The 14,369-nt window shown below is 46.1% G+C and carries 13 protein-coding genes and 1 tRNA gene; 10 read left to right on the forward strand and 4 right to left on the reverse strand.

Going from position 1 to position 14,369, the window contains the following annotated elements; genetic code table 11:
• Positions 1-7: 7 nt before the first annotated feature.
• From luxU to uvrB, 3 genes are all read right to left on the reverse strand, one after another.
• Positions 8-352 (reverse strand): quorum-sensing phosphorelay protein LuxU, encoded by a 345-nt coding sequence (gene luxU / locus B853_RS10065; protein ID WP_010449380.1) that lies wholly within the window; start codon positions 350-352, stop codon positions 8-10.
• Complete coding sequence (gene luxO / locus B853_RS10070; protein ID WP_038885127.1) at positions 349-1,749, reverse strand: quorum-sensing sigma-54 dependent transcriptional regulator LuxO; 1,401 nt, start codon at positions 1,747-1,749, stop codon at positions 349-351. The genes luxU and luxO overlap by 4 nt, the downstream gene beginning before the upstream one ends.
• Before the next feature lie 356 nt (positions 1,750-2,105).
• Positions 2,106-4,136, reverse strand: a complete 2,031-nt coding sequence (uvrB, locus tag B853_RS10075; RefSeq protein WP_038885126.1) for an excinuclease ABC subunit UvrB — start codon at positions 4,134-4,136, stop codon at positions 2,106-2,108.
• 558 nt (positions 4,137-4,694) lie between these two features.
• Here uvrB and B853_RS10080 point away from each other — a divergent pair.
• The 10 genes from B853_RS10080 (at position 4,695) to B853_RS10125 (ending at position 13,258) form a co-directional block, all read left to right on the forward strand.
• Positions 4,695-4,770, forward strand: a tRNA-Asn gene (locus B853_RS10080).
• 345 nt (positions 4,771-5,115) lie between these two features.
• Positions 5,116-5,694, forward strand: coding sequence for an electron transport complex subunit RsxA (gene rsxA / locus B853_RS10085; RefSeq protein WP_005425202.1), 579 nt, complete (start codon positions 5,116-5,118; stop codon positions 5,692-5,694).
• A gap of 3 nt (positions 5,695-5,697) precedes the next feature.
• Positions 5,698-6,291 (forward strand): electron transport complex subunit RsxB, encoded by a 594-nt coding sequence (gene rsxB, locus B853_RS10090; protein ID WP_005439677.1) that lies wholly within the window; start codon positions 5,698-5,700, stop codon positions 6,289-6,291.
• Positions 6,292-6,299: 8 nt separating this feature from the next.
• Positions 6,300-9,140 (forward strand): electron transport complex subunit RsxC, encoded by a 2,841-nt coding sequence (gene rsxC, locus B853_RS10095; RefSeq protein WP_038885125.1) that lies wholly within the window; start codon positions 6,300-6,302, stop codon positions 9,138-9,140.
• Positions 9,140-10,186, forward strand: a complete 1,047-nt coding sequence (gene rsxD, locus B853_RS10100) for an electron transport complex subunit RsxD (protein WP_038885124.1) — start codon at positions 9,140-9,142, stop codon at positions 10,184-10,186. Before rsxC ends, rsxD begins: the two co-directional genes overlap by 1 nt.
• 7 nt (positions 10,187-10,193) lie before the next feature.
• On the forward strand, positions 10,194-10,832 hold the full coding sequence (gene rsxG, locus B853_RS10105; RefSeq protein ID WP_010449407.1) for an electron transport complex subunit RsxG: 639 nt from the start codon (positions 10,194-10,196) through the stop codon (positions 10,830-10,832).
• Positions 10,825-11,517 carry an electron transport complex subunit E gene (locus B853_RS10110; protein WP_038885123.1) on the forward strand — a complete coding sequence of 231 codons (693 nt, stop codon included), beginning with the start codon at positions 10,825-10,827 and terminating at the stop codon, positions 11,515-11,517. The genes rsxG and B853_RS10110 overlap by 8 nt, the downstream gene beginning before the upstream one ends.
• 79 nt (positions 11,518-11,596) lie before the next feature.
• Positions 11,597-12,238, forward strand: coding sequence for an endonuclease III (gene nth, locus B853_RS10115; RefSeq protein ID WP_005536424.1), 642 nt, complete (start codon positions 11,597-11,599; stop codon positions 12,236-12,238).
• Between the two features lie 31 nt (positions 12,239-12,269).
• The gene (gene gloA, locus B853_RS10120; RefSeq protein ID WP_009698517.1) at positions 12,270-12,686 is read left to right on the forward strand and encodes a lactoylglutathione lyase; all 417 of its coding nucleotides are present in this window, start codon (positions 12,270-12,272) and stop codon (positions 12,684-12,686) included.
• A 137-nt stretch (positions 12,687-12,823) separates the two neighbouring features.
• Positions 12,824-13,258, forward strand: coding sequence for a DUF2753 domain-containing protein (locus B853_RS10125; protein ID WP_038885121.1), 435 nt, complete (start codon positions 12,824-12,826; stop codon positions 13,256-13,258).
• 107 nt (positions 13,259-13,365) lie between these two features.
• Here the strand turns inward: B853_RS10125 and motY are convergent, their stop codons facing one another.
• The gene (gene motY, locus B853_RS10130; RefSeq protein ID WP_038885120.1) at positions 13,366-14,247 is read right to left on the reverse strand and encodes a flagellar protein MotY; all 882 of its coding nucleotides are present in this window, start codon (positions 14,245-14,247) and stop codon (positions 13,366-13,368) included.
• Positions 14,248-14,369 lie beyond the last annotated feature (122 nt).

Below are 14,369 nucleotides of genomic sequence, written 5' to 3' on the forward strand. Positions count from 1 at the left end.
ACGTCTATCATTGACCCCAGCTCAAATAAGCCTTTTGTGTAACCTTCAGCGTGTCAAGCATCATAGACACATCACCATCATGGCTTAATGACTCTCCTCGCTTCACTTTATGATCAATTTGAATCGCTAAGTCACATAAGCGGTCGGCACCAAAACTCGCCGCACTGCTCTTCAATGCATGGCTGATTTCTTTCAAATACACAAGTTGGCCATCACTGGAATCAGCGTTTAGATTGTCGACATATGAGTTCATCTCACCGAGGAAAATATCCAAAAGAATAGGAACATTTTCACTACCTATTTCATCAGACAACTCATCAATTTTTTGTTGATTTAACACTTCCTTGTTCATGCCTTTTTCTGCTCTTCGGTTTGATTCCAAGTTTGGAGCTTACGATAAATCGTTGAAGGGCTTACATCCAAATACCCAGCAGCTCTCGGTATATTGCCATCGCAAGCCTCTATAGCCTGTTCAATGGCGGACTTCTCTGTCATCCACAACGGTATAATATCAGAAGCAGAAAAACTCTCGATTTCAACGGCTCTTGGCATTGGTGTCTTAGTCATTGGCGCGTTCAATGGTGGCGGTAACATGTCTAAAGAAATCTCTTTACCGCTGTTCAAGACAACAATGTTACGTAACACGTTTTGCAATTGGCGAACGTTTCCAGGCCATTCGTAATCATTGAATCGCTCTATTACCTCTGGAGAGAAACGTACAAAGCTCTTCCCTTCTTCATGCGACATGTAGCCAAGCAATGAATAAGCAATTTCAATTACATCTTCACCACGTTCACGTAGTGGTGGGAGGTGTAATGGAATTACGTACAAACGATAGTAAAGGTCTTCACGGAAACGGCCTTCTTGAACCTCTTTCCATGGGTCGCGGTTGGTCGCACACACAAAGCGCACGTCTACGCTCTTCATTTTAGAAGAACCGACCTTTTGGAACGTACCCGTTTGAATAAAACGCAATAACTTAGTTTGAAGATCCAAGTCCATTTCACACAGCTCATCAAGGAACAGCGTGCCGCCATCAGCCAGTTCTGCCGCACCTTGTCGATCATTAGCCGCACCGGTGAAAGCACCTTTTACGTGACCAAACAGTTCACTTTCAATAAGGTCTTTCGGAATTGCTGCACAGTTGATGGCGATAAACGGCTTATCTCCACGCTTACTTGCTGCGTGAATCGCCTCCGCACACACTTCTTTACCCGTGCCACTTTCACCAGTAATGAAAATGCTCGCCTTACTGCTCGCAGCAGAATCAATAGTGCGGTAAACCTGCTGCATGGTTTGGCTACTGCCAATAAAGCCTTGATAATTTTGATTGCCAGGGTTGTCAGCTTCATTCTTTAATTTGGTTGCTTTGCGGATCGCATTATTCACCGTGACACGCAATCGGTCGGCTTCGCAGGGCTTAATTAAAAAATCTTGGGAACCATGACGCATTGCCTCTACGGCCGTATCAATAGAGCCGTGTGCCGTCATAAAAATGATCGGGACGTCTGGGTTACTCTCTTTAACCGCATGGAGAACATCCATACCTGTCATATCGGGTAGACGCAGATCCAGCAGAATTAAATCTGGGATTCGGTGCTTTAAGCTGTCAATAGCATCACGCCCAGTGCCAACGATATTAATATCAATACCAAGAGGTGTTAGATAGGAGCGATATAACGCTGCGACGGATGCGGTGTCTTCGACCATCAATAGATAGCGAGACTTTTGACCTTCATTAGATTGCATAACCTAGCCAATTTATCGTTGTGTTTTAAATAATAATCGCATTACGCTTTGCATTTTGCAAATAAACAATCGTAATAAAATGAAATGCTAAATTAGGAAAGTATACAGATCAATGAGATGAAGAATGGCACGATGTATGCGTTACATAATGTGACCCCTCGGGTCACCTAGCCAACTGACGTTGTTTGTGAATTCTATATTCACGCAATGAGCCAATAGACCCGACTGCCTATTGGCTTTTTTTTGTCTTCGATTCAAGAGTGCCGAATCACCCAAGTACACTAAATATTCAATCCTAAGTATTGAAACATGCGCACTTGGGCATTTTGTCGGTAATCAAATTACCGCTAATCAGGCTAACTATTTGCAATGAACTGCGCGCGTAACTTCTCAATCTCATCGCGTTTTTGGGCAGCCAACTCAAACTCAAGATCTTGGGCGTGTTGGTACATCGCCGCTTCCAAGCGACTGATCTCTTTCTCCAACTGCTGCGGAGACATAATCTCGTAGGTTTGCGAAGGCTCAGCTACTTTCGATAACGGTACTTGCTTATTGTTACGCTGACGCTTCGACTTAGTGATATCCCCTAGCTCCATAATATCTTTGATATTACGTTTCAGAGCTTGTGGCTCAATACCCATCTTCTCATTGTAAGCTCGCTGTTTTTCACGACGGCGGTCGGTTTCGTCCATCGCCTTTTTCATCGACTTGGTGATCGAATCCGCATACAGAATTGCTTTACCTTCGAGGTTACGTGCCGCTCGTCCAATCGTCTGAATCAGGGAGCGTTCAGATCGCAAGAAGCCCTCTTTATCCGCATCAAGAATCGCTACTAATGAGACTTCTGGCATGTCCAGGCCTTCTCGTAATAAGTTGATGCCCACCAGCACATCAAACTCACCTAAGCGAAGATCACGGATAATCTCGACACGCTCTACCGTATCGATATCAGAGTGAAGGTAGCGAACTCTAACATCATGCTCATGCAGGTACTCGGTTAAGTCTTCCGCCATGCGCTTAGTTAGTGTCGTTACCAGAACACGCTCCTCTTTCGCAGAACGGATTCGAATCTCAGACAACAGATCATCGACTTGAGTGGCAACTGGGCGAACTTCTAACTCAGGGTCGAGTAGACCTGTTGGACGCACAACCTGATCAGCTATCTCGTCGGCTGATTTTTCCAGCTCATAATTACCAGGTGTTGCCGAGACAAATATCGTCTGCGGCGAAATCGCTTCGAATTCTTCAAACTTCATCGGACGGTTATCCAACGCTGAAGGCAGGCGGAAACCAAACTCAACCAGTGTTTCTTTACGGGAACGGTCACCTTTATACATCGCGCCAATTTGCGGAACCGTCACGTGGGACTCATCGATGATCAGCAAACCATCGTGAGGCAAATAATCAAATAGTGTCGGTGGCGGCTCACCCTCAGCACGGCCACTCAAGTAACGAGAGTAGTTTTCGATACCTGAACAGAAGCCCAGCTCGTTCATCATCTCAATATCGAATTGAGTGCGTTGGCTGATGCGTTGTTCTTCTAGAAGCTTATTGTTATCCAGAAGCTGCTTCTTACGCACTTCAAGCTCATCTTTGATGCTTTCAATCGCATCAAGAATACGCTCACGTGGCGTAACATAGTGCGTCTTTGGATAAATAGTATAACGCGGCAAGTCGCGCTGTTTGACCACTCCAGTCAATGGGTCGAATACGCTAATGCAATCGACTTCATCGTCAAACATCTCTACACGTACAGCATCTTGGTCTGATTCGGCCGGGAAGATGTCAATCACTTCACCTCGAACACGGAACTGGCCACGCTCAAATGCAACGTCATTGCGTGAGTATTGCAGCTCAGCAAGGCGGCGCAGCATATCGCGCTGATCAATCACATCACCGCGACGTAAGTGCAACATCATTTGTAGATAAGATTCTGGATCACCCAAACCATAGATAGCCGATACCGACGCGACAATAATGGCATCTTTACGTTCTAGTAGTGCTTTTGTAGCGGACAAACGCATTTGTTCAATATGCGCGTTAACTGAAGCGTCTTTCTCTATAAACGTATCCGTAGTCGGAACGTATGCTTCTGGCTGGTAGTAGTCGTAGTACGACACAAAGTATTCCACCGCGTTATTGGGGAAGAAAGACTTCATTTCACCATACAATTGAGCAGCTAAGGTTTTGTTAGGGGCAAGAAGTATCGCTGGTCGCTGTGCTTCTGCGATCACATTTGCCAGTGTGAATGTTTTACCCGACCCCGTTACACCCAACAGTGTCTGATGGGCAAGACCAGCATCTAACCCTTCTAACAACTGCTTAATAGCGGTTGGCTGATCACCAGATGGCTGATATTCAGAGACCAGTTCATAAACTTTACTCATACCCTTCCTCAAATTTACTGCACTTTAGCTGTATATATATACACCTTGGTAGTTTAAATCTATGCCTAATTGAATTTTATAGCGCATTGTTATGAAATTTTAAACGATGTAGTTTTTACTCTAGCCTTCTCAAAGCGAGTCTGTTATAGTCTTTCGCCCTACTCGATGACCTCCTTTGATTATCAATTTTTAGTTTCCACAACTTTTCCCCAAAATATCGTTCTACAAGCTTTTATCCCCAAAAGCCCAAATTTTATCCACCATCTTAATTCTGAGTGAAAGATAAGCGAAGCCCCTGTTTTATTTAGATTTATTCTCAATTTATTCAAATGCTTCTTCGCTTAAAAGTTGTGCAGTTTCATATAAAATGCCTTTACCCAGATCTCATCAACATAGTTATCCACAATTTTGGTGGATAAGTAACTCCAGCCCTTAACTGGCAAGGTGTACAAAAAAGTAAAGAAAAAAAACTATTCTTTTTTGCGAAAAATCTATTTTTTGGTGTTGACAGAAACATAGGCGCTCGGTAAGATTCGCCCCGCTTTCAAGCAAAGCAATTCCTCCTTAGCTCAGTTGGTAGAGCGACGGACTGTTAATCCGCAGGTCGCTGGTTCAAGTCCAGCAGGAGGAGCCAAATTCAGAGAAGCCGCGTCTAAGACGCGGCTTTTTCGTATCTAGCGATCCACCTATACAAGCTACCACCTCTCTTGCAAAAAAAGCTCTTCCCAGAAACACGCTTTTGTTCTTCCCCTGATGTTAGTTGACTACCAGCAAAGCCACGTTAAATCAGCAGCACTAATTGCGTTTTACTTTGTTAACAACCATTCACCAAACTTTTCAATTTCTTATTAATTCATCTGCTCACATCACATACACGTATAATTTTCCATCGGGTGCATAAAACCACACCGTTCTCTGGTTGTTATTGGTGTCACAAAACACGATAATATTGGGATCGGATTTTAAGAACGTAATAACTATGACCGAATATATTTTGTTGTTGGTCGGCACTGTGCTGGTGAACAACTTTGTACTGGTGAAGTTTTTAGGCTTGTGTCCTTTTATGGGCGTGTCTAAAAAACTGGAAACAGCAATTGGCATGGGCTTAGCTACAACTTTTGTACTAACGCTCGCGTCTGTGTGTGCCTACTTGGTGGAAAGCTATGTTTTGCGTCCACTGGGCATCGAATATCTACGAACCATGAGCTTTATTTTGGTGATCGCTGTTGTTGTACAGTTCACCGAAATGGTCGTGCACAAAACCAGCCCAACGCTTTATCGTCTGTTGGGTATCTTCCTACCTCTGATCACAACGAACTGTGCGGTTCTGGGTGTTGCTCTGCTTAACATCAATGAGAACCACAACTTTATCGAATCGATCATTTACGGTTTTGGCGCAGCGGTTGGCTTCTCTTTGGTACTGATCCTATTTGCGTCAATGCGTGAACGTATTGCTGCTGCCGACGTACCAGTGCCGTTTAAAGGCGCATCGATTGCGATGATTACCGCAGGCCTGATGTCTCTTGCCTTTATGGGCTTTACAGGTTTGGTGAAGTAAACGATGAGTACGATTTTAATTGCGATCATCGCTCTTGCTGCCCTCGCCGCTGTATTTGGGGCCATACTTGGTTTTGCATCGATTCGCTTCAAAGTCGAAGCGGATCCAATTGTCGATCAAATCGATTCTATCCTACCGCAAACTCAGTGTGGCCAATGTGGCTACCCTGGTTGTCGTCCATACGCAGAAGCAATCGCGAATGGCGATAAAATCAATAAATGTCCTCCAGGTGGTCAAGCGACCATTGAAAAACTGGCGGATCTAATGGGCGTCGAAGCGGAAGAGTCGGCACACGATCTCGACAGCAAAGTCAAAACCGTTGCTTTCATCCATGAAGATATGTGTATCGGTTGTACCAAGTGTATTCAAGCGTGTCCTGTGGATGCGATTGTTGGTGGTACTAAAGCCCTTCATACCGTTATCAAAGACGAGTGTACCGGTTGTGACTTGTGTGTTGCTCCTTGTCCAACTGACTGTATTGAAATGATTCCTGTGGAAACCACCACAGAGAGCTGGAAGTGGAAGCTTAACGCTATTCCAGTAGTTAACATTACGGATGCTGCCAACGCAGCGAACGTGACTGATTCAATTAAATAAGGTTTCGTATGTTGTCTTTGATTGAACAAATTCGTACTGGTTCGCTATGGGATTTCCCAGGCGGCGTGCATCCGGCAGAAAACAAAAAGCAATCCAACAAAACTGAATTGGTTCATGCAGCCATTCCGTCGGAAATCGTCCTACCTCTGAAACAACACATCGGTAAAGCAGGTAATCTATTGATTGCTGTTGGTGACACAGTGTTGAAAGGTCAACAGCTAACGGCGTCAGACAGTGGTTTCACCGTTCCTGTTCATGCACCAACTTCTGGGCAAGTGACGGCTATTGAACCACGCACCGTTGCTCACCCATCGGGGTTAAGTGAACTGTGCGCAGTGATTACACCTGATGGTAACGATACTTGGTGTGAGAAAACGCCAGTAGCCGATTACACCCAAGAATCCGCTGATGCACTAATCGACGTGATTCGCCTTGCTGGTATCTCTGGCATGGGTGGCGCAGGCTTCCCTACCGCTAAGAAGATCCAATCGGGTATTGCGCGTACCGAAATTCTTATCGTTAATGCGGCAGAATGTGAACCTTACATCACCGCCGATGACAAACTCATGCAAGAGCATGCGGACGAACTGATCCAAGGTATCGAGATCGTTGAGCATATTCTCAAGCCAAAACTGACCATCATTGGTATTGAAGATAACAAGCCAGCAGCAATCAAAGCGCTGGAACAAGCGGCGATGAACAAAGACATCGTGATCCGCGTTATCCCAACCAAATACCCTTCTGGTGGTGAGAAGCAGCTCATCAAGATTTTGACCAACAAAGAAGTTCCTAGCGGCGCTATCCCTGCTGATATTGGCATCCTGGTTCAAAACGTTGGTTCTCTCTACTCAATTAAACGTGCAGTGATCGATGGCGAACCTGTAGTAAATCGCATCGTGACTCTGACGGGTAAGACCTTCAAGCAACCACGTAACGTTTGGACGCTACTTGGTACGCCAGTACAAGCACTTTTAGACGAGTTTGGCTACAAAGCAGATAAGAAACTGCAGCGCCTGATCATGGGTGGTCCAATGATGGGCTTTACCCTACCCCACGCTCAGGTTCCCATCACTAAAACGTCAAACTGTATTCTGGCACCGAAGCGTCGTGAGATCGCTTCTGACCAATATGAAATGGAATGTATCCGTTGTAGCCAATGTGCGGAAGCGTGCCCTGCATCGCTATTACCACAGCAGCTCCAATGGTATGCAAAAAGCCAAGAATACGAAAAGCTGGAAGAACTGAACCTTAAAGATTGTATTGAATGTGGCGCGTGTGCATTTGTGTGCCCTAGTGAAATTCCACTGGTTCAATACTATCGTCAAGCGAAAGCTGAAATCCGTACACGCGCTCAAGAAGCGGCAGCAGCTGAACGAGCTAAGCTGCGCTTTGAAGAGAAGAAAGCGCGTATGGAACGCGAAAAAGCAGAACGTGAAAATCGCTTTAAGAAAGCCGCGGATGATCGTCGTAAAGACATGAAAGCCTCTGGCGGTGACGATGCGATTGCCGCAGCCATCGCTCGCGTGAAAGCACAAAAAGACAATGCCGAAGCCAAAGCGGAGCCAGCAGTGAAACCAGCGGTTGCAGCCGCGATTGCCAAAGCAAAAGCCAAACAAGCTGCGGCGGCTCAATCTGGTGCAGCGGAGCCTGATAACTCAGAAATGGCGAAGCTACGCGAAGAACGCAAACGTCTTGCTCGCGAACGCAAAGCGCAAAAAGAGCAAGGTGACGCATCTACGGATAATGCTGACGATAAGAAGTCGGCGGTTGCAGCAGCAATTGCCCGTGCTAAGGCGAAGAAAGCTCAACAAGAAGACGCATCAACACCTGCTGAATCTGGTGACAAGAAAGCAGCCGTCGCGGCAGCTATCGCCAGAGCTAAAGCGAAAAAAGCACAACAAGCAGATTCAACCGAATCTGTAGAAGCTGAAGTGCCTGCAGAACAAGCGGAAGATCCGAAGAAAGCCGCTGTTGCTGCAGCGATTGCCCGTGCAAAAGCGCGCAAAGCTAAGCAAGAAGACTCTACAGAATCTGTAGAAACGGAAGCTCCTGCTGAACAAGCTGAAGATCCAAAGAAAGCTGCTGTAGCTGCTGCCATTGCTCGTGCAAAAGCGCGCAAAGCTCAGCAAGAAGAATCAATTGAATCTGTAGAAACGGAAGCACCTGCAGAACAAGCGGAAGATCCGAAGAAAGCCGCAGTTGCTGCAGCGATTGCTCGTGCAAAAGCGCGCAAAGCTAAGCAAGAAAACTCTACAGAACCTGTAGAAACGGAAGCTCCTGCTGAACAAGCTGAAGATCCGAAAAAAGCCGCTGTTGCCGCAGCCATTGCTCGCGCTAAAGCACGCAAAGCTCAGCAAGAAGCACAAACAGAATCTGTTGAAGCGGAAGCGCCTGCAGAGCAAGTTGAAGATCCAAAGAAAGCCGCAGTTGCCGCTGCGATTGCTCGTGCAAAAGCGCGCAAAGCTAAGCAAGAAAACTCTACAGAACCTGTAGAAACTGAAGCTCCTGCTGAACAAGTTGAAGATCCAAAGAAAGCCGCAGTTGCCGCTGCGATTGCTCGTGCTAAAGCACGTAAGGCTCAGCAAGAATCACAAGCTGAATCCATTGAAGAAGCGCCTTCTGTAGAGCCAGAAGTGGATCCGAAGAAAGCTGCAGTTGCCGCTGCCATTGCCCGCGCTAAAGCACGTAAGGCTCAGCAAGAAGCACAATCTGAATCCGTTGAAGCAGCGCCTTCTGAAGAGCCAGAAGTGGATCCGAAGAAAGCTGCAGTTGCCGCTGCCATTGCCCGCGCTAAAGCGCGTAAGGCTCAGCAAGAAGCGAATAAGAACAATACTGAGGAGAACGAGTAATGTCGTTTTTTATTGCCAGTTCACCACACGCTCACAGCCGTCGTAGTACGCCTGATTTGATGAAATGGGTAGCACTGTGTGCAATTCCTGGCTTAGTGGCTCAAACCTACTTCTTTGGTTGGGGCACCATCATTCAACTTGTGTTCGCTATTGCGGTCGCGGTGTCGCTAGAAGCGCTAGTCATGCTTGTGCGTAAGCGTTCACCAATGCGTGCACTTCGTGATAACAGTGCCATCGTGACAGCATGGTTATTAGCCGTTGCTATCCCACCATGGTCTCCGTGGTGGATCATGGTCATCGGCTTGATTTTTGCCATCGTGATCGCGAAGCACCTATACGGCGGTATTGGTCAAAACCTATTTAACCCAGCGATGGTCGCCTACGTGGTGCTACTTATCTCCTTCCCTGTCCAGATGACAAGTTGGAGCGCACCTGTTTCATTGATGTCTGAGCACGTTAGTTTTGCAGACGCGTTATCTCTGATCTTCACTGGCTATGACTTTGATGGTTTGTCGCTGCAACAAGTTCGCGCTGGTGTGGATGGCGTAACAATGGCAACCCCATTAGATGCATTCAAAACCGGTATTCACACAGGTGCTACGCCAAGTGAGGTACTTTCACAGCCAATGTTTGGTGGGCTTGCGGGTATCGGTTGGCAATGGGTAAACCTAGCTTACTTGGTTGGTGGCCTAGTGATGATCAAGAAACGTATCATCCAATGGTACATTCCTGTTGGTTTCCTAAGTAGCTTGGCACTGTTTAGTTCCGTGTTTAGCTTGATCATGCCGGGAGAAACCGCGTCACCAATCTTCCACCTACTTTCAGGTGCAACGATGTTAGGCGCGTTCTTTATCGCTACCGATCCTGTTTCAGCATCAACGACCGTGAAAGGTCGCTTGATTTTCGGTGCTCTGATCGGCGCGTTGGTATTCATTATTCGTAGTTGGGGTGGCTTCCCAGATGGCGTTGCGTTCGCCGTTCTGCTTGCCAATATGTGTGTACCGTTGATCGACTACTACACCAAACCAAGAACTTACGGTCACTGAGGTAAACATGTTAACCGCTATTAGAAAAAATGGTCTGACATTGGCGATCTTCGCCTGTGCTACAACCGGTCTTGTGGCACTGACTCAGTACCTAACAAAAGATCAAATTAAGCTTCAGGAACAAAAGCAATTGCTGTCGGTTCTTAACCAAGTGATTCCGGAAGAAATGCATGACAACAACCTTGTTGCGGCATGTACTATGGTATCTGCACCCGATCTAGGTACGGTTCGCTCGATGCCAACTTACATTGCCACTAAAGATGGCCAACCGACGGCAATGGCGATTGAGTCCATCGCACCAGATGGCTACAACGGTGAAATCAAAATCATCACTGGCATCGATAACCAAGGCAAGATCCTTGGTACTCGTATCCTAAGCCATCAAGAAACTCCGGGGTTGGGTGATAAAATTGATCTACGCGTTACGGACTGGATCTTGAGCTTCACTGGTAAGCAAGTGACAGAAAGTAACTGGAATTCTTGGCAAGTTCGTAAAGATGGTGGCGATTTCGATCAGTTTACTGGCGCAACCATTACCCCTCGTGCGGTAGTGAAAGCGGTGAGAAACACAGTAAACTACGTAAATAAGTCGCGTGATGAGATTCTAAATCAGCCCCTAGACTGCGCAGGAGGCAACCATGAGTGAAAATAAACTGCTAATGAAAAACGGCATGTGGAGCAACAACCCTGCCCTAGTGCAACTTCTGGGTTTGTGTCCTCTACTTGCGGTTTCTTCTACTATTACCAACGCCCTTGGTTTGGGTGTCGCGACCTTGTTAGTGCTTGTCGGCTCTAACCTGACGGTTTCGTTGATTCGTAACTACGTACCAAAAGAAATCCGTATTCCGGTCTTCGTTATGATCATCGCCGCCTTGGTAACTTGTGTTCAGCTCTTGATGAACGCTTACGCCTACGGACTGTATCTATCTCTGGGCATCTTCATCCCACTGATCGTAACTAACTGTATTATCATCGGCCGTGCAGAAGCTTACGCATCGAAGAATGATCCATTGCCAGCAGCACTAGACGGTTTCTGGATGGGACTGGGTATGACAACGGTATTGGTTGTACTTGGTGCTATGCGTGAACTGATCGGTAACGGTACTCTATTTGATGGCGCAGACCTACTATTGGGTGACTGGGCAGCGGCACTGCGTATTCAGGTTTTCCACTTCGATAGCAGCTTCCTATTGGCATTGTTGCCGCCGGGGGCTTTCATTGGCGTAGGACTTTTGATTGCGTTGAAAAACGTTATCGACAGCTCAATTCAGGCACGTCAGCCAAAAGAAGAAAAACCAGCCATTGAGCGCGCTCGCGTAACTAACGCATAATATAAGAATTCTAAAATCAAGGCTCTACCACTCGTAGGGCCTTTTTCATAAACCGCAAAGACGGGTTTGGAAGTCAGCAATGAACAAAGTCAAAAGAATTGAAATTCTCGAACGACTCCGAGAAAACAATCCCAATCCTCAGACGGAGCTTAACTGGAGCACACCGTTTGAGTTGCTTATCGCCGTACTGCTTTCTGCGCAGGCGACAGACGTAAGTGTAAACAAAGCAACAGACAAGCTTTACCCTGTTGCAAACACGCCACAAGGCATTCTTGATTTGGGTGTCGATGGTTTAAAGGAATACATCAAAACCATCGGTCTGTTTAATTCAAAAGCCGAAAACACCATCAAGACTTGTAAGATCTTGCTAGAGAAGCACAACGGCGAAGTACCAGAAGATCGTGCTGCACTTGAAGCTTTGCCGGGTGTAGGTCGTAAAACCGCTAACGTGGTACTGAATACCGCCTTCGGTTGGCCAACTATTGCAGTGGACACGCACATCTATCGTGTTTCTAACCGTACAAAGTTTGCGATGGGTAAAACCGTCGACGACGTAGAAGAAAAACTTCTTAAAGTGGTGCCAAAAGAGTTTAAGCTTGATGTACACCACTGGCTGATCCTTCATGGTCGCTATACCTGTGTGGCGAGAAAGCCGCGCTGTGGCAGTTGTATCATCGAAGATCTGTGTGAATTCAAAGAAAAAGTGTACCCAGACGAATAAACCCGTCTGAAACAATCGCTAGGAGCAAATAATGTCAAACGGTCGAATTCTTCACACCATGCTGCGCGTGGGTGATCTAGACAAATCTATCAAGTTCTACACTGAAGTCATGGGCATGCAGTTGCTTCGTACTAATGAAAACAAAGAGTACGAATACACGCTGGCGTTCCTTGGTTACGGTGATGAGTCTCAAGGTGCCGTCATCGAATTAACTTACAACTGGGGCACAACCGAGTACGACTTAGGGTCTGCATTTGGCCACATCGCGATTGGTGTAGATGATATCTACTCAACGTGTGACGCGATTAAAGCGGCTGGCGGTAACGTGACTCGTGAACCTGGCCCAGTAAAAGGCGGAACGACTCACATCGCTTTCGTTAAAGATCCAGACGGCTACATGGTTGAACTGATTCAAAATAAACAAGCATCAGCAGGCCTAGAAGGCTAACTAAGACGCCTCTACTGAAACACACTATTAATTACAGGCAGGTCTGAGACCTGCCTTTCTTTTATCAACAAATTACTTTACTTGATAATAATTATCGTTTAGATTCACCATCAACATCGACATGTGGGATAACGATAATGATCAGTGAATGGGAAAAACACACACTTCTAGCCGATACCGCACTTCAACTAGATGACCCTGTTCGCAGCATTCTTCATTACCAGCAAGCCCTTAGCCTGAGTGAAGATATTAGCGAATGCGTGGAAATAGAAGCCGACGAGCGATTACTAATTTCGGTGATTTCATGCCACAACCTTGCCCAATTTTGGCGCTGGGTAGGCGACACAGAATATGAGCTCAAGTACCTTCAACTAGCGTCTGAAAAAGTACTGACACTGATCCCTCAGTGTCCTAATACAGATTGCGCAAGCTTTATTGACTCGATTGGCTGCTGTACCAAAGCTCTTGTCGATTTCATGAAGCGCCACCCAAATCCTGCAATCGCAAAACAAGTCGAGAAAATTGATACCGCGACTAATTGTGAGATCATTGCAAAGTTTCGCCTAAACTAAAACCTATTACACAAGCTAAGCGGCAACGAATAAAACTACTAACAACGTCAAGTGGATACAAAAACGCCAGAGTCAAACTCTGGCGTTTTTATTGGTTAGCAGTTCAGTTAGACCTGGGTTCGTCCTAGAGAAATCACCACGCGACGGTTCTTATCTTTACCAATTGGAGATCCATTGTCCGCAATTGGACGACGCTTACCGTAGCCTTGCACTTGGATTCTATCTTCCGGTAAACCGAGTGATTCAAAATAATCTCTCAATGACTCAGCTCTTCGCTCAGATAAGTTTTGGCTTTCACTTTTACCGTTGGTGGTATCTGTATAAGTGGCCACAAGCACTAAATCAATGTCTTGATTGTGACGCACGTAATCAGCAATTTGAGAGAGCCGTTTTTTTGATGCTTTTGTGAGCTGGTCGCCCTGGCGTTCATAATGCAAAATAGTGAACGCTATATCTTCAAAACTATATTTCAGCAAATTAGCAACGCAATCACTAAACGCATTGTACTTACTTTGAAACAATACCGATGACAGAGCCACTTCTATACGCTGATCCCGGCTTTGCCAGTCTTGATAGCTAAACGTAGGATAACGGCCTTTCTCTAGCTCAGACAGAATACCCCAAGCCATTTGCCCTCCAACATAACCATCAAACTGTTTGAAAAACTTGAGGTTAGTAATGCGGTCTGCGTTCTCTCCCGGTCGCCAAGGAGGCGGCATTGATATCAGGCTAACATTACGCGTCTCACCCATTGGGCGGCGCATCTTCAATTCAAAATCTAAGTTGATTTTTTTACTCGCATGAGATGAAAACACAGCATCACCAAAGTTTGGAATAGGATGAACAAGCTGACATTCCAACGGAGTATTGACCACCATTTCCCACTGAGACTGCTGCGGTGTGGCTAAATAACGCTTCCCCATTGCCAATGCATCACTTGCACTTAGCATAGAGAGTACTGCACCACTTGTTATTAGCCATTTCTTCATTTAGATATAATCTCTTAAACGGCAGGCAATTGCCGTTGATCTGGTTCTATTGAAAACTATCGAAATAATGCAAAATTCTCGCCAACTATAATAGCTGAAGACCAAACAGAGGCCGCCTTCCA

The organism is Vibrio rotiferianus CAIM 577 = LMG 21460, from assembly GCF_002741985.1.
Lineage (GTDB): Bacteria > Pseudomonadota > Gammaproteobacteria > Enterobacterales > Vibrionaceae > Vibrio > Vibrio rotiferianus.

Excerpts from the sequence above, each read along its gene's own strand:
- luxU (WP_010449380.1), bottom strand. The coding sequence starts at position 352 with ATGAACAAGGAAGTGTTAAATCAACAAAAAATTGATGAGTTGTCTGAT.
- luxO (WP_038885127.1), bottom strand. The coding sequence starts at position 1,749 with ATGCAATCTAATGAAGGTCAAAAGTCTCGCTATCTATTGATGGTCGAA.
- uvrB (WP_038885126.1), bottom strand. The coding sequence starts at position 4,136 with ATGAGTAAAGTTTATGAACTGGTCTCTGAATATCAGCCATCTGGTGAT.
- rsxA (WP_005425202.1), top strand. The coding sequence starts at position 5,116 with ATGACCGAATATATTTTGTTGTTGGTCGGCACTGTGCTGGTGAACAAC.
- rsxB (WP_005439677.1), top strand. The coding sequence starts at position 5,698 with ATGAGTACGATTTTAATTGCGATCATCGCTCTTGCTGCCCTCGCCGCT.
- rsxC (WP_038885125.1), top strand. The coding sequence starts at position 6,300 with ATGTTGTCTTTGATTGAACAAATTCGTACTGGTTCGCTATGGGATTTC.
- rsxD (WP_038885124.1), top strand. The coding sequence starts at position 9,140 with ATGTCGTTTTTTATTGCCAGTTCACCACACGCTCACAGCCGTCGTAGT.
- rsxG (WP_010449407.1), top strand. The coding sequence starts at position 10,194 with ATGTTAACCGCTATTAGAAAAAATGGTCTGACATTGGCGATCTTCGCC.
- B853_RS10110 (WP_038885123.1), top strand. The coding sequence starts at position 10,825 with ATGAGTGAAAATAAACTGCTAATGAAAAACGGCATGTGGAGCAACAAC.
- nth (WP_005536424.1), top strand. The coding sequence starts at position 11,597 with ATGAACAAAGTCAAAAGAATTGAAATTCTCGAACGACTCCGAGAAAAC.
- gloA (WP_009698517.1), top strand. The coding sequence starts at position 12,270 with ATGTCAAACGGTCGAATTCTTCACACCATGCTGCGCGTGGGTGATCTA.
- B853_RS10125 (WP_038885121.1), top strand. The coding sequence starts at position 12,824 with ATGATCAGTGAATGGGAAAAACACACACTTCTAGCCGATACCGCACTT.
- motY (WP_038885120.1), bottom strand. The coding sequence starts at position 14,247 with ATGAAGAAATGGCTAATAACAAGTGGTGCAGTACTCTCTATGCTAAGT.